This is a genomic window from Stenotrophomonas maltophilia, assembly GCF_001274595.1.
GTDB classification, from domain to species: Bacteria; Pseudomonadota; Gammaproteobacteria; order Xanthomonadales; family Xanthomonadaceae; genus Stenotrophomonas; species Stenotrophomonas forensis.
This window is the reverse complement of the sequence record NZ_CP011010.1, coordinates 823,134-841,821: the sequence shown is the minus strand read 5'-3', so window position 1 is coordinate 841,821 and position 18,688 is coordinate 823,134. Positions and strand designations below refer to the sequence as shown.

At 67.4% G+C, this 18,688-nt stretch carries 17 protein-coding genes; 11 read left to right on the top strand and 6 right to left on the bottom strand.

Annotation, left to right across the window (positions count from 1 at the left end):
* Positions 1–7 precede the first annotated feature (7 nt).
* Complete coding sequence (locus VN11_RS03725) at positions 8–2,329, bottom strand: DUF1631 domain-containing protein (RefSeq protein WP_053448862.1); 2,322 nt, start codon at positions 2,327–2,329, stop codon at positions 8–10.
* 331 nt (positions 2,330–2,660) lie between these two features.
* Between VN11_RS03725 and VN11_RS03720 the strand changes: the two genes are divergently transcribed.
* The 4 genes from VN11_RS03720 to VN11_RS03705 are packed head-to-tail and all read left to right on the top strand — an operon-like array spanning position 2,661 to position 5,515.
* Positions 2,661–3,242 (top strand): nitroreductase family protein, encoded by a 582-nt coding sequence (locus VN11_RS03720; protein ID WP_053451246.1) that lies wholly within the window; start codon positions 2,661–2,663, stop codon positions 3,240–3,242.
* Positions 3,239–4,174: a 5'-3' exonuclease gene (locus tag VN11_RS03715; RefSeq protein WP_049457964.1), complete on the top strand. Its 936-nt coding sequence runs from the start codon at positions 3,239–3,241 to the stop codon at positions 4,172–4,174. The genes VN11_RS03720 and VN11_RS03715 overlap by 4 nt, the downstream gene beginning before the upstream one ends.
* Positions 4,171–4,725, top strand: coding sequence for an NUDIX hydrolase (locus VN11_RS03710; protein WP_049457965.1), 555 nt, complete (start codon positions 4,171–4,173; stop codon positions 4,723–4,725). The genes VN11_RS03715 and VN11_RS03710 overlap by 4 nt, the downstream gene beginning before the upstream one ends.
* Positions 4,718–5,515 carry an N-formylglutamate amidohydrolase gene (locus tag VN11_RS03705; protein ID WP_053448861.1) on the top strand — a complete coding sequence of 266 codons (798 nt, stop codon included), beginning with the start codon at positions 4,718–4,720 and terminating at the stop codon, positions 5,513–5,515. The genes VN11_RS03710 and VN11_RS03705 overlap by 8 nt, the downstream gene beginning before the upstream one ends.
* A gap of 77 nt (positions 5,516–5,592) precedes the next feature.
* On the opposite strand, the gene VN11_RS03700 is transcribed toward VN11_RS03705, so the two are convergent.
* On the bottom strand, positions 5,593–7,008 hold the full coding sequence (locus tag VN11_RS03700) for an MFS transporter (RefSeq protein WP_053448860.1): 1,416 nt from the start codon (positions 7,006–7,008) through the stop codon (positions 5,593–5,595).
* Positions 7,009–7,113: 105 nt separating this feature from the next.
* Between VN11_RS03700 and VN11_RS03695 the strand changes: the two genes are divergently transcribed.
* Positions 7,114–7,998 carry a LysR family transcriptional regulator gene (locus VN11_RS03695; protein ID WP_053451245.1) on the top strand — a complete coding sequence of 295 codons (885 nt, stop codon included), beginning with the start codon at positions 7,114–7,116 and terminating at the stop codon, positions 7,996–7,998.
* 72 nt (positions 7,999–8,070) lie between these two features.
* Here the strand turns inward: VN11_RS03695 and pip are convergent, their stop codons facing one another.
* Positions 8,071–9,012, bottom strand: coding sequence for a prolyl aminopeptidase (pip, locus tag VN11_RS03690; RefSeq protein ID WP_053448859.1), 942 nt, complete (start codon positions 9,010–9,012; stop codon positions 8,071–8,073).
* A 48-nt stretch (positions 9,013–9,060) separates the two neighbouring features.
* Positions 9,061–9,918, bottom strand: coding sequence for a peptide chain release factor N(5)-glutamine methyltransferase (gene prmC, locus VN11_RS03685; protein WP_053448858.1), 858 nt, complete (start codon positions 9,916–9,918; stop codon positions 9,061–9,063).
* A 322-nt stretch (positions 9,919–10,240) separates the two neighbouring features.
* On the opposite strand from prmC, the gene ahpC reads away from it, so the two are divergent.
* The 5 genes from ahpC to VN11_RS03660 all read left to right on the top strand — a co-directional run bounded on the left by ahpC (position 10,241) and on the right by VN11_RS03660 (position 15,208).
* On the top strand, positions 10,241–10,804 hold the full coding sequence (gene ahpC, locus VN11_RS03680) for an alkyl hydroperoxide reductase subunit C (protein WP_004144811.1): 564 nt from the start codon (positions 10,241–10,243) through the stop codon (positions 10,802–10,804).
* Positions 10,805–11,029: 225 nt separating this feature from the next.
* Complete coding sequence (ahpF, locus tag VN11_RS03675) at positions 11,030–12,622, top strand: alkyl hydroperoxide reductase subunit F (RefSeq protein WP_053448857.1); 1,593 nt, start codon at positions 11,030–11,032, stop codon at positions 12,620–12,622.
* 85 nt (positions 12,623–12,707) lie between these two features.
* A complete protein-coding gene (locus tag VN11_RS03670) occupies positions 12,708–13,673 on the top strand; it encodes a LysR substrate-binding domain-containing protein (protein WP_008268420.1) in 966 nt (321 codons plus the stop codon).
* Positions 13,674–13,796: 123 nt separating this feature from the next.
* Positions 13,797–14,201, top strand: a complete 405-nt coding sequence (rnk, locus tag VN11_RS03665) for a nucleoside diphosphate kinase regulator (protein ID WP_004154317.1) — start codon at positions 13,797–13,799, stop codon at positions 14,199–14,201.
* Between the two features lie 50 nt (positions 14,202–14,251).
* The gene (locus tag VN11_RS03660) at positions 14,252–15,208 is read left to right on the top strand and encodes a transaldolase (RefSeq protein WP_053448856.1); all 957 of its coding nucleotides are present in this window, start codon (positions 14,252–14,254) and stop codon (positions 15,206–15,208) included.
* Between the two features lie 570 nt (positions 15,209–15,778).
* Here VN11_RS03660 and msrA read toward each other — a convergent pair.
* Complete coding sequence (msrA, locus tag VN11_RS03655; RefSeq protein ID WP_053451244.1) at positions 15,779–16,444, bottom strand: peptide-methionine (S)-S-oxide reductase MsrA; 666 nt, start codon at positions 16,442–16,444, stop codon at positions 15,779–15,781.
* A 30-nt stretch (positions 16,445–16,474) separates the two neighbouring features.
* Entirely contained in the window at positions 16,475–16,738 is a 264-nt protein-coding gene (locus tag VN11_RS03650; protein WP_004154314.1) for a DUF2007 domain-containing protein, read from the bottom strand.
* Between the two features lie 192 nt (positions 16,739–16,930).
* On the opposite strand from VN11_RS03650, the gene VN11_RS03645 reads away from it, so the two are divergent.
* Positions 16,931–18,679, top strand: a complete 1,749-nt coding sequence (locus VN11_RS03645) for a glutamine--tRNA ligase/YqeY domain fusion protein (protein WP_053448855.1) — start codon at positions 16,931–16,933, stop codon at positions 18,677–18,679.
* Positions 18,680–18,688: the final 9 nt, after the last annotated feature.

The window sequence follows — 18,688 nt, the reverse complement described above, 5'->3', positions numbered from 1 at the left end:
GCCCTGCTCAATGCAGGGTGGCGCTGCCCGGGTCCAATCGATCGATCACACCCTGCATCGCGCTGTCGAAGGCGCCATCATCAACGTGGGCACGCAGGCGGCCCAGCCGCACCATCACCGCCAGCTCTTCCGGCGAGGCCACGCAGAAGCGCACACCGCGGCGGTTCACGAACAGCAGGCGCGAAGAGATCGGACTGACCCAGGACAGCTTGCCGGCCTGGACCTTGCCATCCTTGTCGACGAAGTCCAGCCAGTTGCCGATTTCCATGCGACGGAAGCGATCGGCGTCGGCATTGTCGAAGTCATCGGCATCGATCTGCCCCCCCAGTTCCACTGCCGGCGACTCGGCCACCGGCGGTGCCGGCAGTGCGACCTGCGGCAGCTCCGGCAGCGCGCGCTGCAGCTCCGGACGGGACTCGGCAATGCCCTGCAGGGTGTCATGCAGGGCGTCGATGGCGCCGGTGGCCGCGTCACCATGTACGCCGACACTGGCGAACACCTTGGCCAGCGCCGGCTGCCAGGCCTGCAGCCACGGCTTGCCGACGATCTGGCGGCGGGCCTCGGCCACTTCCTCCAGCAGGCCGTCGCCCAGGCCCAGGGCCTCGGCCACCGACGCGCCCTCCTCGCCTTCGCGCAGCAGCGCCAGGGTCAGGTGGTGCTGCCACGGCTGGCGCAGGAACTCGGCGATGGCCGGCGGCAAAGTGGCGTCACCGATACGGCGATCCAGCTCGGCGCCGGCACGGGTACGGGCCATTTCCAGCTTTTCCTGGCCGCGCTGGGTCTCGGCAGCACGGCGCTCGGCGATTTCCACACGGCGGCGATGCTGCACCAGGAACTCGCGGAATTCTTCTTCCAGGGTCAGGAAGATCGCCAGGTTCTCGTTGAACTCGGCCACCAGGCGCTCAATGATTTCCTCGACCTTTGCCATCAGCATGCGCTCGGCCTGGCTCTCGCCGGTGTTGCCTTCGCAGGCCTCGGCCAGCGAATTGAGCAGCTTGCGGGCCGGGTGGGTCTTCTGCACGAACATGCGGCGGTCGAGCATCGCGACCTTGACGAACGGCACCACCAGGCGGCCGATCAGCTCGCGCGAGCGGCCTTCCAGTTCGCGCTCGTCCAGCATCACGTCGAACAGCATGCCGACCAGGTCGATCGCATCTTCGTCCTGCGGGTCCAGCCGGGTCTGGCCGGGGTCGACGCCGAGGCGGGTGGCGCTGGACAGCACTTCACTCTTCAACCGCTGCGCCAGCGATTCACCATCCTCGCCGATCGCTGCACGCAGCGTCGCACTGGGGGTGGCCTGCAGGAGCGACAACACCGACATCATCTCGCGCTGGCTGAGCGGGCGCTGCTGGCCGATCGCCACCTGCGCGGCCGACGTTGCATCCTCGCGCACGTGGCGGGTCTGCTGCAGCAGTTCGTGCAGCGCTTCCAGCAGCATGCCCTGCTGGCCGGCGTAGGCCTCGCCAGTACCGCTGTCTTCGCCCGGCAGGTGCTGCTGCATGTGGCCACGCCGCTCGGACCAGCGCGCGGCAAAGCGCTGTGCCCAGGCCGGCGCGGCCTGCTCATCTTCACTGAAGTCGGCATCGAAGCCCGCGCCCTGGCGCTGTTCCACCAGGTCGTCCAGGGCCGAGGCCATGCGCGGGTCGGGCGCGGCCGACGGCGGACGCCGTGGCGCCCCCATCTGCGACATCACGCCGGCCGCAGCCAGTTGTTCGTCAAGCTTCTCGTAGATGCGGCCGACCGGTGCGCGCAGGTCGCGCTCGCACAGCTTGATCAGCACCAGGTGCACTTCCGGGGCCAGTTCACAGCCGGCAAAAGCTTCGTGGATGGCGACACCCAGATGCTCGGGACTGATCGGGTTGTGATCGGCATCCAGTTCACTGCCACCGATCAGCCGGCCCAGGCGGCGGTCGAGCCGCGCCAGCACCGGTTTGAAGTCACGCAGCAGCACGGTGGCGAAGTTGCGCACTGCCAGCCGCGATTCCAGCACATGTTCCGCCAACAGACTCAGGCCGTCCTCGGCCGGGCCGGACAGGGTCGTTTCGGCCGACAGCGGTTCACCGCTGGCCAGCGCCTCCCAGGCCCGCTGCAGATGGCCGGCAAAGGCGGCCGCGATATCCTCGCGGCGGCGGCGCAGTTCACGCATCGCATCCAGGAACAGCAGCTGCGACGAACCGGCATTGCCGGCCCGGTCGAACAGGGCATCGTCGAACCGTGCCAGTGCGGCCCCGAAGGCCTGGCACAGCGCCGGCAGGACCATGTCCCGGGCACGCTGGAGCTGGGCCGGGTCACGCCCCGGCGATCCCATCGGTGTGGGCACGCTCATCATTCGGGAAGGCTCCCCACCTTCTCTGGTACGACAGACAGCATGGACATCGCGACGGCCGGCACACCCCATGCACCGGTACGTCGATGGTAGGCCGGCCAGCCCGTCACGGACAGTGAAACAGTCCTCACTTCAAACCTCATGACCGGCGGCCCGGCAAGATAGATATCGTAAGCCGTGCAAGGCCTGCGAGGCGAGGGGAAGCGGCCGTCCGTTTCCCGCCAGTGGCATGACGTTCATCACAGTTTGATATTCAAAGGCCGGACGCGACACAAACGGCGTCGTTGACCACCCCGACTATAATCAAACACCCGTGATGACCGGTTCAGACTCCATGCCCGACCCCGCCGCCCTGCTTGCCCTGGATGCCCGCCGCTCAGTGCCCTCGCGGCAGCTCGGCGAGCCCGGACCGGACCCGGCCACCCTGCAGCGGATGCTGGCTTCGGCGGTGCGCGTGCCCGACCACGGCAAGCGCGTGCCGTTCCGCTTCCTGAAGATCGCCGGCGATGCACGTCACACTCTGGGCGACTTCCTGGTCGAACTCAGCCGCCAGCGCGACCCGCATGCCGGCGAGGCGGTATTCGAGAAGGACCGCCAGCGCTTCAGCCACGCGCCGCTGGTGATCGTGGTGGTGGCCAGCCCGCGCCCGGACCCGAAGGTGCCCGAGCAGGAGCAGCTGATGACCGCCGGCTGCGTCTGCTTCGCCCTGCTGCAGGCGGCACAGGCGCTGGGCTTCGGCGCCCAGTGGCTGACCGCTTGGATGGCATTCGACCCCGTCGTGCAGGCCCACCTGGGCCTGGCCGCGGGCGAAAGCATCGCAGGTTTCATCCACATCGGTACGCCGAAGGCCGAGGTTCCCGAGCGCGAGCGCCCCGACCCTGCGGCGCTGCTGCGCGACTGGACGCCGCCGGCATGACCCTGCCGGCACCGGCGCCCTCGCTGTACCTGGTTGATGCCAGCATCTATGTGTTCCGCGCCTGGCATTCGTTGCCGGACCAGTTCCAGGATGCACAGGGCTGGCCGACCAACGCCGTGCACGGCTTCGCCCGCTTCCTGCTGGACCTGCTTGAGCGCGAGCGCCCGCGGCACATCGCCATCGCCTTCGACGAAGCGCTCGACAGCGGCTTCCGCCACCGCCTGTACGCGGCCTACAAGGCCAACCGCGACCCGGCGCCGGAAGCACTCAAGCGCCAGTTCGTGCACTGCAAGGCACTGTGCGCCGCGCTGGGCCTGGTGGTGCTGGCCCATCATGACTACGAGGCCGATGACCTGATCGGCAGTGCCCTGCACCAGCACCGGCACAGCCATCGTGGCGTGATCATTTCCGCCGACAAGGACCTGTCGCAGCTGCTGCTCGATCACGACGAGCAGTGGGACTACGCGCGCAACCAGCGCTGGGACGTGGCCGGCGTCAAGGCGCGGCATGGCGTGCATGCGCACCAGATCGCCGATTACCTGGCGCTGTGCGGCGATGCGGTGGACAACATTCCCGGCGTCAGTGGTGTCGGCAGCAAGTCCGCCGCCGTGCTGCTGGCCCACTTCGGCAGCATGGATGCGCTGTACGAACGCCTGGACGAAGTGCCGTTCCTGCGCCTGCGCGGCGCCGCGCAGATGGCGGTGCGCCTGCGCGAGCAGCGCGAGCACGCCCTGCTGTGGCGCCAGCTGACCACCATCGCGCTGGATGCGCCGCTGGAAGGCAGCCAGCCCGGACTGCTGCGCCAGGCGGCCGACCCGGAGCTGCTCGGTGGCCTGTGCCAGACCCTGCGCTTCGGCCCGATGACCCGCCGCCGGCTGTTCGATGCCGCCGGCGTGGCCGACCCTCTTCCCATCCACAGCGAGCCCGCATGAGCCAGCGCAATACCGAAGCCCCGCGTGTCGTCTATGAAGGCAAGTACCAGCGCATGCTGGTGCGCGGCACCTGGGAATACAGCGAACGTACCCATGCCGGTGGCCTGGCGGCGATCATCATCGCCGTCACCCCCGAGGACAAGGTGCTGTTCGTCGAACAGTTCCGCGTGCCACTGCAGGCACCCACCATCGAGATGCCAGCCGGCCTGGTCGGCGACATCCATGCCGGCGAGTCGATCGAAGTCTCGGCCGTGCGTGAGCTGGAAGAAGAAACCGGCTGGACCGCCGATCACGCCGAAGTGCTGATGATCGGCCCGACCTCCTCCGGTGCCAGCAGCGAGAAGATCGCCTTCGTGCGCGCCACCGGCCTGCGCCGGATCGGCGAAGGCGGCGGCGATGACAGCGAGGACATCACCGTGCACGAGATTCCGCGCGCGCAGGCCGCGGCGTGGCTGGTGCAGAAGATGGGCGAAGGCTACGAGCTGGATGCCAAGCTGTGGGCCGGCCTGTGGATGATCGAGCACCACCTGGACGGGCGCGCGCGTGGCTGACGCCGATCTGCACGCGCTGCCGGCGTTGCTGGGCGCCGATGACCCGGCGCTCTACACGATCCACCAGCCGCAGGGCGCCTCGCCGTTCCTGCTGCTGGCCGACCACGCTGGCCAGCAGGTGCCGCGCGCCCTCGCCGGCCTGGGCTTGCCGCAGGCCGAACTGGACCGCCACATCGGCTGGGACATCGGCATTGCCGGCACCACCCGCGCATTGGCCGAACGGCTCGATGCCTGGGCGATCGAACAGACCTATTCGCGGCTGCTGATCGACTGCAACCGTCCGCTGGCCTCGCCCACGCTGATTCCGGAAGTGAGCGACCACACCGTGGTGCCAGCCAATGTCGGGCTGTCGACAGCGCAGCGGCAGCAGCGCATCGATGCGATCCACGCGCCGTACCACGCGCGCATCGACGCCGAACTGGACGCGCGCCGAGATGCCGGCCGCCCCACCCTGCTGGTGATGATGCACAGCTTCACCCCGGTGATGAACGGCATGCAGCGGCCGTGGCAGGCCGGCGTGCTGTACCACCAGGACACGCGATTTGCGCATGCACTGCTGCAGGCGCTGCGCGACGAAGGCGACCTGGTGGTGGGCGACAACGAGCCGTACTCGGTGAGCAGCACCAGCGACTACGCAGTGCCGGTGCATGGCGAAGGCCGCGGCCTGGTGCACGTGGAGCTGGAAATCCGCCAGGACCTGATTGCCGATGCCGCCGGACAGCAGGCATGGGCGGAGCGGCTGGCGCGGATCTTCAGCGCGTTGCAGCCGCAGTTGCTGGCGGCCGGTTGAGGATCGTCCACGCATGGCGTGGATCTACCCCGAATCGGTAGTGCCGGCCGCTGGCCGGCAACCTCAGGACAGTTGGATCATTGCGTTTGCCGGCCAGCGGCCGGCACTACCGCTACCGCTGCCGGGCGCAGGCCCAGCGCGATCACCACGCCGAGCGCGGCGAACAGCGCGGCGCCGTACTGTGCATTGACCATGCCCTGCAGGGCATCGGGACTGGTTGCTGCCTGCGTGCCGCGTGCGGCGTTGGCGACCATCACCAGTACCGCCAATCCCAGGGCGCCGCCGATCTGCTGGGCGGTGGCCGCCATGCCGGACGCGACACCTTGCTGCGGACCCGGCACTCCCTGCCCGGCCACGATCCACATCGCCGTCCAGCTCATGCCCTGGCCGATGCTGAGCACCACGATGCCCGGCAGCAGCGGCCAGTAGCCGGCGCCATGCGGCATCGCCAGCGCCACCGCGGCGATGCCGATGGCACCGGCGGCGAATCCCCAGGCCAGCACCTGCCGTGGCGAACGGCACCGCAGCATGCGTTCGGCAATACGGATGCCGAAGGTGCACACCAGTGTCGGCAGCAGGAAGGCCATCCCGGCCTGCAGCGGGCTCCAGCCATAGCCGTCCTGGAAATACAGCGCCAGGAAGTAGTACTGCACGCCATAGCTGCTCATGAAGGCGAAGGTCAGGCCGAGTGCCGCGCGCAGGCCAGGCAGGCGCAACAGCGAAAACTGCATCAGCGGGTCTCGGCTGCGCCTTTCGATCTGTACGAACACCGTCAACAGTACGGCTGAAAGCAGCAGGCAGATGAGCGTGGCCGGCGCCGTCCAGCCCCACTCCGGGCCCTGAACCAGGGTGGTAACCAGCAGGCTGCCGCCGGCGGTGACGGTGAGGCAACCGGCCAGGTCGAATGAACGGCCCTGCACCCGTGGGCCATCGGCCGGCAGCCACGCGCCGGCCGCGACCGCACACGCAGTTGCCAACGGCACGATCACCGCCAGCACCGCCGGCCAGCCGAACGCCTGGGTCAGCACCCCGCCCAGCAACGTGCCCAACGCCAACCCGACCGCGCTGGCCATGCTCCAGATCGCCAGCGCGCGGTTGCGCACCGGGCCCTCCGCGTACAGCGTGTTGATCAGCGCCAACGTGGCCGGGAACAACAATGCAGCACCGATGCCCTGTGCCGCGCGCGCGATGATCAACAGCGTGGCATTGGGCGCCAGTGCACCCAGCAGCGAGGCCAGCGCGAACAGCAGCATGCCCAGCCGGTAGAAGCGGCGACGGCCGATCAGATCGGCGGCACGCCCGCCCAGCAGCAGGCTGCCGCCGAAGGCCACGGTGTAGGCACTGACCACCCATTGCAGCTGCTGCGCGTTGATCTGCAACGCGCGCCCCATGTCATGCAGGGCGACGAAGATGATGGTGGCGTCCAGGGCGATGATCAGCTGGGCGGTGGCCAGCAGGGTCAGCGCCCAGCGCGGGTATTTGAGGGGAGGCATCGGTGGTCTGGCGCGGTGGGGGAGCGCAGTCTCATTGATGCAGCCGAATCAATAAACCCCCAATCCACCATATCTGTCATGATTTTCGGCATGAATGAAGCCCCGATGGACCTCAATGCCGTGCGCATGCTGGTACAGGTGGCCGAGGCACGCAGCTTCACTGTCGCTGCCGGCCAGCTCGGCCTGAGCCAGTCCGGGCTGTCGCGCGCGATCAGCCGGCTGGAAGCCACGCTGGGGGTGAAGCTGCTGCAGCGGAACACCCGCAACGTGGCACTGACCCCGGATGGCCGCCAGTTCGTCGATCAGGTCTCGCCCCTGCTGGCCGGCCTCGACGACGCCGAGCGGCAACTGGCCGACCGCCCGTGCACACCCTCGGGCACGCTGAAGATCAGCGCGCCGTCGATGTTCGGGCGCAAGGTGCTGGTGCCGCTGCTGGCGCCGCTGCTGCAGCAGCATCCGCAGCTGCAGGTGGAAGCCGTGCTCAGCGATCGTCTGGTCGACCTGGTTGAAGAAGGGTTCGATGCCGCGCTGCGCACCGGGGTCATCGCCGACCAGCGCATCGTCGCGCGTCCCCTGCGTCCGCTGCGCTGGGTAACCGTGGCCAGCCCGCGGTACCTGGAGCGCTGTGGCTCGCCGGCCGATGTGGCCGCGTTGCAGGAACATGCCTGCCTGGCGGTGCGCAACCTGCGCAGCGGCCGCCAGGTGGATTGGCAGTTCCTGCAGGACGGGCAGCTGCGTGAGTTCACCCCGCCGACGCGGATGGTGTTCGACAGCGGTGATCCGCTGGTGGAAGCGGCGATCGCCGGCATCGGCATCGTGCAGGTGATGGATTTCGCGGTGGCCGATGCGCTGGCCGATGGCCGCCTGCAACGCGTGCTGCAGCCGTTCGAAGGCCGCAGCCGTGCGCTGTCGTTGATCTACCCGCCGTCGCGCCAGCACTCACCAAAGCTGCAGGTACTGGCCGACGCGCTGCTGGCCGGAGAGTGGTAGCGCCGGCCGCTGGCCGGCGTCCACGTCGCTCCAATCGTTTCGGGGTTGCCGGCCAGCGGCCGGCACTACCGATCAGGCAAAACCATCGGTGGCGCGCACCAGCGCGTCCACATTCTCCGCTTCGAACGCCGAGTGGCCCGAGGCCGGGGTGATTTCCAGCTTCGCCTTCGGCCAGACCTTGGTCAGGTCCCAGGCATTGGCCAGCGGGCAGACCACGTCGTAGCGGCCGTGCACGATCACGCCCGGGATATCGGCGATGCGGTGCGCGTCGCGCAGCAGCTGGTCTTCCACCTCGAAGAAGCCGCCGTTGACGAAGTAGTGGTTCTCGATGCGGGCGAAGGCCAGCGCGAAATGCGGGTCTTCGTGGCTGTTGATGAAGTCATCATCGACATGCAGGAAGCTGGTCGCGCCTTCCCACACCGCCCACGCCTTGGCGGCTTCCAGGCGGGTGGTTTCGTCTTCGCTGGTCAGGCGGCGGTGGAAGGCCGAGATCAGGTCGTGGCGCTCGACGGCCGGAATCGGCTTCAGGTAGTGCTCCCACGCATCCGGGAACAGGCGGTTGGCGCCTTCCTGGTAGAACCATTCCAGCTCCCAGCGGCGCAGCATGAAGATGCCGCGCAGCACCAGTTCGGTCACGCGCTGCGGGTGGGTTTCGGCGTAGGCCAGGGCCAGGGTCGAGCCCCAGCTGCCACCGAACACCTGCCAGCGATCGACCTTCAGGTGCTCGCGCAGTTTTTCGATATCGGCAACCAGGTCCCAGGTGGTGTTGTCCACCAGATCGGCGTGTGGGGTGGAACGGCCGGCGCCGCGCTGGTCGAACAGGATGATGCGGTACTTGGACGGGTCGTGGAACTGGCGCATCTTGTCGCTGCAGCCGCCGCCCGGACCACCGTGCAGCATCACCACCGGCTTGCCGTCCGGGTTGCCGCACTGTTCGAAGTACAGCGTGTGGCGGTCGTCGACCTTCAGGGTGCCGACGTCGTAAGGGGTGATGGCGGGGTACAGCGTACGCATGCTTGCAGCTCCAGGGTGATGCCCTGCCGGGGCAGGAGAACCCCCATTCTAGGCCGGTCGCCGGCCGAGGGTGATGCGGTCGCGCTGCTCCAGGTCCTGCACGGTCTGCACGTCGGCGAAACGCGCCGCCTCGAACAGCGCGCGGATCGCTTCGCCCTGGTCCCACCCGTGTTCGATCAGCAGCCAGCCCCCGGGCAGCAGGTGCGCCTGGCCACCGTCGACGATGCGGCGGATGTCATCCAGGCCATCCACGCCGGAGGCCAGCGCGGTAGCCGGTTCGAAGCGCAGGTCGCCCTGCTGCAGATGCGGATCATCGCTGACGATGTACGGCGGGTTGCTGGCGATCAGGTCGAAGCGCGCGGCCTGCAGCGGCGCGTACCAGTCATGCCCACCCTCGGCGAAGCGCACGTTGCGCAGTTCATGGCGTGCGGCGTTGCGCGCGGCTACGGCCAGCGCACCCGCGCTGGCATCGGTGGCCAGTACCTGCGCTTGCGGCCGTTCGCTGGCCAGCGCCAGCGCGATCGCGCCGCTGCCGGTACCGAGGTCGGCCAGCTGCAGCGGGCGGCCCAGTGGAAGGCGATCCAGTGCCAGTTCCACCAGCAGTTCGGTTTCCGGGCGCGGAATCAGCGTGGCCGGGTCGACCTCCAGGTCCAGCGTCCAGAAACCGCGGCGGCCGGTCAGGTAGGCCACAGGCTCGCCGGCCACGCGACGCGCCAGCAGCGCTTCGAAGGTGGCGAGGTCAGCGGCGGAAAGCGGGTCGGTAGCGTGTGCGAACAGCCAGCTGCGCGGGCGCTCCAGCACGTGCAGCAGCAGCAGTTCGGCCTCGTGGCGGGCCTCGATGCCGCCCAGGCGGGCACTGGCCTCGGCCACGACCTGGCGCAGGGAGGGTTCGGTTTTGACGGACATGCCGCAATTGTAGAGTCGAGCTTGCTCGACTGCTCCCTGCCCATGGTCGAGCAGGCTCGACGCTACAAAAGGCGGGAATCCGTTCAGGTTCTGGCGGACGGGATAAGGAAGGGCTATCGGCCGTCTTCACCCTCCAGGGAAGATTTTCCTTGTCACACAGGCAGTTGCAGGATGGAGGCAGCCGGATTCAGTGCCTGCTCAGTGCATTTTGATAGACTCCATCTATCAAATAGATGCAATCAATGGATTGTTCTTATCGCCAGCGAGTCGGTAACCTAGCTCCTGTCGATTCACCCACTCCCCTTCACCCAGAGGAATAACGATGTCCCTGATCAACACCCAGATCCAGCCGTTCGAAGCCAATGCTTACCTGAATGGCGAGTTCATCAAGGTTTCCGACAGCACCCTGAAGGGCCAGTGGTCGGTCCTGATCTTCATGCCGGCCGCCTTCACCTTCAACTGCCCGACCGAGATCGAAGACGCCGCTGACCATTACGCCGAGTTCAAGAAGGCCGGCGCCGAGGTCTACATCGTCACCACCGACACCCACTTCTCGCACAAGGTGTGGCACGAAACCTCGCCGGCCGTCGGCAAGGCCCAGTTCCCGCTGGTCGGCGACCCGACCCACCAGCTGACCAACGCCTTTGGCGTGCACATTCCGGAAGAAGGCCTGGCCCTGCGCGGCACCTTCATCATCAACCCGGAAGGCGTGATCAAGACCCTGGAGATCCACTCCAACGAGATCGCCCGTGACGTCTCCGAGACCCTGCGCAAGCTGAAGGCTGCCCAGTTCACCGCCGCCAACCCGAACCAGGTGTGCCCGGCGAAGTGGAAGGAAGGCGAGAAGACCCTGACCCCGTCGCTGGACCTGGTCGGCAAGATCTAAGGCAGTACCGGCCTGCCGTGGCCCCACGCCACGGCGCGCCCCTCATCCCCGTGCCGGTCCCCCCGCCGGCGTGGGGGTGAACCCAAGACAGCCAACGCTCGCCCGCCTTGGCCAGCCAGCCCCTTCCACGGTCGCTGTCTTGGGTTCACCCCTACCCCCTGCTGGTCCGCTACCTTCTACAGCGGTGCCACGCCCCCTGTTTGCCTGAAGCCAGGAGATGACCCGATGTTGGACGCCAACCTGCAGTCGCAGCTGAAGACCTATCTGGAGCGCGTGACCCGCCCGATCCAGATCACCGCGCACGCCGACGACGGCGCCAAGTCGCAGGAGATGCTGGAACTGCTGCAGACCCTGGAAAGCCTGTCGGACAAGATCTCGCTGCAGGTGCTGCGCGACGGCCAGGGCCGCGTGCCGTCCTTCGACCTCGGCACCCCGGGCCAGGACATCCACCTGACCTTCGCCGGCCTGCCGATGGGCCACGAGTTCACCTCGCTGGTGCTGGCGCTGCTGCAGGTCGGCGGCCACCCGTCCAAGGCCACCGCCGAGCTGATCGAGCAGGTGCAGAACCTGGAGGGCGACTTCAAGTTCGAAACCTACTTCTCGCTGTCCTGCCAGAACTGCCCGGACGTGGTGCAGGCGCTGAACCTGGCCGCCGTGCTCAACCCGCGCATCCAGCACGTGGCCATCGATGGCGCCCTGTTCCAGGACGAAGTCGAGAAGCGCGAGATCATGTCGGTACCGACCGTGTACCTCAACGGTGAAGTGTTCGACCAGGGCCGCATGACCCTGGAGCAGATCGTCGCCAAGCTGGACACCAATGCCAGCAAGCGCGATGCCGAGAAAATCGCCGCCAAGGATGCCTTCGACGTGCTGGTGGTCGGTGGTGGCCCGGCCGGCGCCGCTGCGGCGATCTACGCCGCGCGCAAGGGCATCCGCACCGGTATCGCCGCCGAGCGTTTCGGTGGCCAGGTGCTGGACACCATGGCGATCGAGAACTTCATCTCGGTGAAGGAGACCGAAGGCCCGAAGCTGGCCACGGCGCTGGAACAGCACGTGCGCGAGTACGACGTGGACATCATGAACCTGCAGCGTGCCAGCGCTCTGGTGCCGGCCGGCGAAGACGGCCTGGTGCAGGTGCAGCTGGAGAACGGCGCGGTGCTGAAGTCGCGTTCGGTGATCCTGTCCACCGGCGCGCGCTGGCGGCAGATGAACGTGCCGGGCGAAGACCAGTACCGCAACAAGGGCGTGGCCTACTGCCCGCATTGCGATGGCCCGTTGTTTAAGGGCAAGCGCGTGGCGGTGATCGGCGGCGGCAACTCCGGCGTCGAGGCGGCCATCGATCTGGCCGGCATCGTGTCGCATGTAACCCTGCTGGAATTCGATTCCAGCCTGCGCGCCGATGAAGTGCTGCAGAAGAAGCTGCGCAGCCTGGGCAACGTGACCGTGCTGACCAGCGCGCAGACCACCGAAGTGCTGGGCGACGGCAGCCGGGTCACCGGCCTGGTCTACAAGGACCGCGTCGGCGGCGATGCCCACCGCGTCGAGCTGGAAGGCATCTTCGTGCAGATCGGCCTGCTGCCCAACACCGAATGGCTGAAGGACACCGTGGCACTTTCGCCGCGCGGCGAGATCGTCATCGATGACCGTGGCCAAACCAACCTGCCGGGCGTGTTCGCCGCAGGCGATTGCACCACGGTACCCTACAAGCAGATCATCATCGCCATGGGCGCTGGCTCGACCGCCGCACTGAGCGCGTTCGATCACCTGATCCGCTCGTCGGTGAGCAACAGCAGCGGTGCCGTTGCTGAAGCGGCCTGATCCACCGTTCCCAGATCACCGGGAACATTGTCTGCCTGTCGGGTAACCATGCCGTCAGCCGGTCCGTTACCCCTGGGGTGTAAGGATGAACCTACGTGATCTGAAGTACCTGGTAGCCCTGGCCGACCACAAGCATTTCGGCCGGGCTGCCGCCTCCTGCTTCGTCAGCCAGCCCACGCTGTCGACGCAGATCCGCAAGCTGGAAGAAGAGCTGGGCCTGCCGCTGGTGGAACGCGCGCCGCGCAAGGTGATGCTGACCCCGGCCGGGCAGGAAGCCGCCGCGCGGGCACGGGTGATCGTGTCCGAAGTGGAGCAACTGAAGGAAGCGGCGCGACGCAGCCGCGATCCGGAAGCCGGTACGGTGCGCCTGGGGATCTTCCCGACCCTGGGCCCGTACCTGCTGCCGCATGTAATCCCCCGCATCCGCGAACGCTTCCCGGAGCTGGAGTTGCTGCTCGTCGAGGAAAAGAGCGACGTGCTGCTGGACCGCCTGCGCGAAGGCAAGCTCGATGCCGCGCTGCTGGCGCTGCCGGTGATCGACGACCAGCTGCATGCCGAGTTCCTGTTCGAGGAGCCGTTCCTGCTGGCCGTGTCCGGGCGCCATCCGCTGGCTCGCCGCGAACACCTGGACGTGCAGGAGCTGGCCACGCAGAAGCTGCTGCTGCTGGAAGACGGCCATTGCCTGCGCGACCAGGCGCTGGAAGTGTGCCGCCTGTTCGGCGCCAACGAGAAGTCCGAGTTCCGCGCCACCAGCCTGGAAACCCTGCGGCAGATGGTCGCCGCCGACGTCGGCATTACCCTGCTTCCCAGCCTGTCGGTGCAGCCGCCGGTGCCGCGCTCGAACAACATCCGCCTGCTCGACTTCACCGGCGAAGGTCGTCCGAGCCGCCGCATCGCCATGATCTGGCGCCGCAGCTCGGCGATGAATGGCTTCCTGATGGAGCTGGCCGACCAGTTCAAGCGGCTGCCGCATGCACTGTTCACGCTCGACGCGGTGAATGCCGTCGGCGACGACGCCAATGCCCTGCCCGGCCCCGCGCTGAACGGCTGAGCCCCCACAGCCTCGGCCCGGAATCGGCAGGAGTCGATTCCGGTCGCATTTGTCCCCACAATACAGACAGGCGGCGCCAGCGGGTGCCGCCTTTTGCATGGTTTTCAACCAAGGAGCTTCACCATGAACACCGCCAGCGGCCTGCCGCCGTCGATCACTGTTTCCACCTTCGACATGGACCGCCTGGAGGCCATGCTCGACTCCCCTGCGCTGAGCCAGACGCCTGCCGCGCTCGCGCTTGCTGAAGAACTCAACCGGGCCACCGTGCTGGCGCCGGACCAGATTCCCGAAGGCATCGTCATGATGCATTCGCGCGTGGAGTGCGAAGATGAAGTGTCGGGCGAAAAACACGTCCTGACCCTGGTCTTCCCCCGCGAAGCCAACGTCGATGAAGGCAAGGTTTCCGTGCTGGCCCCGGTCGGCAGTGCCCTGCTCGGCCTGGCCATCGGCCAGAGCATCGACTGGAATGCGCCCGGCGGCCGCAAGCTGCGCCTGCGCGTGACCGCGGTCCACAACGACCGCCCCTGATTACCGCTGCGCACCGCGCGCGATTCGATCCCCCTGCACCAGGAGCCGTAATGAGTACCCCGTCCAAACTGTCCCAGCTGCGCGAACTGTCCGTGGTCGTTGCCGATACCGGTGACTACGACGCGATCAAGCGCCTGCAGCCGGTGGATTGCACCACCAACCCGACCCTGGTGAAGAAGGCGCTGGACCTGCCGGTCTACGCCGAACTGATCGAACGCGAACTGGCCTGGGGCCGCCAGCAGAGCGGTGACCGCGAAGCCGTGGTGCACGCCGTGGCCGACCGCCTGACCATCGGCGTCGGCGCGCTGCTGAGCACGCTGGTGCCGGGCCGCGTGTCCACCGAAGTGGACGCCGACCAGGCCCACGACACCACCGCGACCGTGGCCAAGGCCCGCCAGTTCATCCAGATGTACGCCGATGCCGGCGTGCCGCGCGAGAAGATCCTGATCAAGATCGCTGCGACCTGGGAAGGCGTGGAAGCCGCGCGCATCCTGCAGGCCGAGGGCATCGACTGCAACCTGACCCTGATCTTCAACCCGACCCAGGCGCTGGCCTGCAGCGAAGCCGGCGCGTTCCTGATCTCGCCGTTCGTCGGTCGCATCCTGGACTGGTACGTGGCCAATGGCCAGACCCCGGCCAGCATCGACGAAGACCCGGGCGTGAAGTTCGTGCGCGGCGTGTATGCCGAGTTCAAGCGCCGCGGTTCGCCGACGGTGGTGATGGGCGCCTCGTTCCGTTCGACCGCGCAGATCGAAGCGCTGGCCGGCTGCGACCGCCTGACCATTTCGCCGGACCTGCTGGAGAAGCTGGACGCCGACCATGGCGAGCTGCCGCGCAAGCTGGTGGCCGGTGCCGCCGACGGCGCAGCGGTGACCCCGATCGACGCAGCGAAGTTCGCCGCCGACCTGGCCGCCGATCCGATGGCGACCGAGAAGCTGGCGACCGGTATCGATGCGTTTGCCAAGGATCTGCAGGCGCTGCGCGAGCGGATTCGTTCGGAACTGTGAGGATTTCGGCCAACGGCTGAGCCCCTCGTGGCGGGTCGGTTGGTCGCGAAAGGCATGAAGCAACAGCCGTGCTGGGTCGGGCGGGTTGGGTTCGCGGGGGACGCCGTGAACCCGTCCATGGGGGCTTGGCCGCGGCATCCATGCCGCGGACACCCCCGCGAACCCAACCCGCCCGCCCTCTGACAGTTTCCTGTGGCCGCCCGCCACGGAAGAAAGAAAGAAAAGCAACAGCGGGTCGCGCGCTGCGCTTGCTCGCAGTCGAGCAAGCTCGACTCTACGAAGCACTGCATACAAACAAAAAGGACGCGGCGAAGGCCGCGTCCTTTTTGTTTTCTTTCAGTTCGTCAGTAACCCATGCTCTTGCCCACCGTCACCGGGAAACTGTCGAAGGTGGGACGGGGGCGGCTGGCAGGACCGTTGGCGCCATGGATGGCGCCATCGAGCCCCCATGGACGGGTTTACGGCGTGTCCTGCCAGCCGCCCCCGTCCCGCCAAACCATCAGCAACCCAGAGCCGCTTTGGATGTTGATGTTGATGTTGATGTTGCCCGCCGCAGGCGGACCACCGCCGTCAGCGCGGCCCCTCCACATCCAGCCCGATCGGGCAGCTCACGCCCGTGCCACCAATGCCGCAGTAACCATTCGGATTCTTCGCCAGATACTGCTGGTGATAATCCTCGGCGTAGTAGTACGTCGGTGCCGGGTACACGATCTCGGTGGTGATCGGGCCGTAACCGGCCACATCCAGCTGCGCCTGGTAGGCCTCGCGGCTGGCCAGCGCGGCGGCGTACTGGGCCTCGTCGGTGGCGTGGATCGCCGAGCGGTACTGGGTGCCGGTGTCGTTGCCCTGGCGCATGCCCTGGGTCGGGTCGTGGCTTTCCCAGAACAGCTGCAGCAGCCGCTCCAGGCTCACCACCGCCGGGTCGAACACCACCTGCACCACTTCGGTGTGGCCGGTCAGGCCCGAACACACCTCTTCATAGGTCGGGTTCGGGGTGATGCCACCGGCATAGCCGACCGAGGTGCTGTACACGCCCGGCTCGTTCCAGAACTTGCGTTCGGCGCCCCAGAAGCAGCCCAGCGCAAAGCGGATCTGCTGCAGGCCAGCGAAACGGTCCTTCAGCGGATGACTGTTCACGAAGTGCTGGTTGCTGTGCAGCGGCAGCGGCTGCTCGCGCCCCGGCAGTGCTTCTTCCGGGCGCGGCAGGCGCTGCTTGAAGGCCCCGATGCCGAGGATGCCCTGGCCAATTCCCAACATGATGCGCTCCTACGCCGGAAGGCCGGCAATGTCGTCTGCATCTGAAATGGGGTCGTCCGGCGCGTGGCCCAAGTCCAGCGAGGCCACGATGTCCTCGGCCTGCGGCCGCGCCGCATCCGGGATGCCGACCCGCAGTACGCCGAACAATGGCAGCTCGCCCATGCCACCCAGCAGCTGCTCGCCAAACACGAAGGCGGGGATGCCGGCGTCTTCCAGTGCGTGCTTGACCAGGTGGGCGTCGAACAGATTGTCGGCCTTGTACACGATGTGCATGCGACGGCTCCATGGGACATGGGGTCCAGCATACGCCCGGACGCTGAATGGTGGCGGTGGCGGCGCATGACCATTCCGCCGGAAGGTGGATGGAGGGTGCCGGCCGCTGGCCGGCAACCCAGGCGCCGCCGGGCAGCTCTGCGCCGTACGCGCTAGACTGTTGGTCTTTCTGCCCTTTTTCGCCCCAGACTCATGTCCGAGCACACCCCCGCCAGCCCCGAGACCCCCGCCGACAGCCACGAAAAGCGCGATTTCATCCGCCAGATCGTGCGCGAGGACCTGGCCAGCGGAAAGCACCAGGCGATCAAGACCCGCTTCCCGCCCGAGCCGAACGGCTACCTGCACATCGGCCATGCCAAGTCGATCTGCCTGAACTTCGGCATCGCCGGTGAGTTCAGCGGTGTCTGCAACCTGCGCTTCGACGACACCAACCCGGCCAAGGAAGATCCGGAATACGTGGCCGCGATCCAGGACGACGTGCGCTGGCTGGGCTTCGAGTGGAACGAGCTGCGCCACGCCTCGGACTACTTCCAGACCTACTACCTGGCCGCCGAGAAGCTGATCGAACAGGGCAAGGCCTATGTCTGCGACCTGTCGGCCGAGGAAGTGCGCGCCTACCGTGGCACCCTGACCGAGCCGGGCCGCCCGTCGCCGTGGCGCGACCGCAGCGTCGAGGAGAACCTCGACCTGTTCCGCCGCATGCGCGCCGGTGAATTCCCGGATGGTGCGCGCACCCTGCGCGCCAAGATCGACATGGCCAGCGGCAACATCAACCTGCGCGATCCGGCGCTGTACCGCATCAAGCACGTCGAGCACCAGAACACCGGCAATGCGTGGCCGATCTACCCGATGTACGACTTCGCCCACGCGCTGGGCGATTCCATCGAAGGCATCACCCACTCGTTGTGCACGCTGGAATTCGAAGACCACCGCCCGCTGTACGACTGGTGCGTGGACAACGTGGATTTCGCCCATGACGACGCGCTGACCCAGCCGCTGGTCGACGCCGGCCTGCCGCGCGAAGCGGCCAAGCCGCGCCAGATCGAGTTCTCGCGCCTGAACATCAACTACACGGTGATGAGCAAGCGCAAGCTGATGGCGCTGGTCACCGAGCAGCTGGTGGACGGTTGGGAAGACCCGCGCATGCCGACCCTGCAGGGCCTGCGCCGCCGTGGCTACACCCCGGCGGCGATGCGCCTGTTCGCCGAGCGCGTGGGCATCAGCAAGCAGAATTCGCTGATCGACTTCAGCGTGCTGGAAGGCGCGCTGCGCGAAGACCTGGACAGCGCCGCACCGCGCCGCATGGCCGTGGTCGACCCGGTCAAGCTGGTGCTGGCCAACCTGCCCGAAGGCCACGAAGAGCAGCTGACCTTCAGCAACCATCCGAAGGACGAAAGCTTCGGCAGCCGCCAGGTGCCGTTCGCTCGCGAAGTGTGGATCGACCGCGAGGACTTCGCCGAAGTGCCGCCGAAGGGCTGGAAGCGCCTGATCCCGGGTGGCGAAGTGCGCCTGCGCGGCGCCGGCATCATCCGCTGCGATGAGGTGATCAAGGATGCCGACGGCACCATCACCGAGCTGCGCGGCTGGCTGGATCCGGAATCGCGCCCGGGCATGGAAGGCGCCAACCGCAAGGTCAAGGGCACCATCCACTGGGTCAGCGCCGTGCATGGCGTGCCGGCCGAGATCCGCCTGTACGACCGTCTGTTCTCGGTGCCGAACCCGGACGACGAATCGGAAGGCAAGACCTATCGCGATTACCTCAACCCGGAATCGCGCCGCACCGTCACCGGCTATGTCGAGCCGGCCGCGGCCAGCGCTGCCCCGGAGCAGTCGTTCCAGTTCGAACGTACCGGCTACTTCGTTGCCGACCGCCGCGACCACACCGAGGCCAAGCCGGTGTTCAACCGCAGCGTGACCCTGCGCGACACCTGGTCGGCCTGAGGACCTGCG

Bases quoted from the DNA above. Each gene is read 5' to 3' on its own strand.
- VN11_RS03650 (WP_004154314.1), bottom strand. From the start codon at position 16,738: ATGCACATCGTGTACAAGGCCGACAATCTGTTCGACGCCCACCTGGTC.
- prmC (WP_053448858.1), bottom strand. From the start codon at position 9,918: ATGTCCGTCAAAACCGAACCCTCCCTGCGCCAGGTCGTGGCCGAGGCC.
- VN11_RS03700 (WP_053448860.1), bottom strand. From the start codon at position 7,008: ATGCCTCCCCTCAAATACCCGCGCTGGGCGCTGACCCTGCTGGCCACC.
- VN11_RS03715 (WP_049457964.1), top strand. From the start codon at position 3,239: ATGACCCTGCCGGCACCGGCGCCCTCGCTGTACCTGGTTGATGCCAGC.
- rnk (WP_004154317.1), top strand. From the start codon at position 13,797: ATGAACACCGCCAGCGGCCTGCCGCCGTCGATCACTGTTTCCACCTTC.
- ahpC (WP_004144811.1), top strand. From the start codon at position 10,241: ATGTCCCTGATCAACACCCAGATCCAGCCGTTCGAAGCCAATGCTTAC.
- VN11_RS03645 (WP_053448855.1), top strand. From the start codon at position 16,931: ATGTCCGAGCACACCCCCGCCAGCCCCGAGACCCCCGCCGACAGCCAC.
- VN11_RS03660 (WP_053448856.1), top strand. From the start codon at position 14,252: ATGAGTACCCCGTCCAAACTGTCCCAGCTGCGCGAACTGTCCGTGGTC.
- VN11_RS03695 (WP_053451245.1), top strand. From the start codon at position 7,114: ATGGACCTCAATGCCGTGCGCATGCTGGTACAGGTGGCCGAGGCACGC.
- pip (WP_053448859.1), bottom strand. From the start codon at position 9,012: ATGCGTACGCTGTACCCCGCCATCACCCCTTACGACGTCGGCACCCTG.
- VN11_RS03720 (WP_053451246.1), top strand. From the start codon at position 2,661: ATGCCCGACCCCGCCGCCCTGCTTGCCCTGGATGCCCGCCGCTCAGTG.
- VN11_RS03710 (WP_049457965.1), top strand. From the start codon at position 4,171: ATGAGCCAGCGCAATACCGAAGCCCCGCGTGTCGTCTATGAAGGCAAG.
- ahpF (WP_053448857.1), top strand. From the start codon at position 11,030: ATGTTGGACGCCAACCTGCAGTCGCAGCTGAAGACCTATCTGGAGCGC.
- VN11_RS03725 (WP_053448862.1), bottom strand. From the start codon at position 2,329: ATGATGAGCGTGCCCACACCGATGGGATCGCCGGGGCGTGACCCGGCC.
- VN11_RS03670 (WP_008268420.1), top strand. From the start codon at position 12,708: ATGAACCTACGTGATCTGAAGTACCTGGTAGCCCTGGCCGACCACAAG.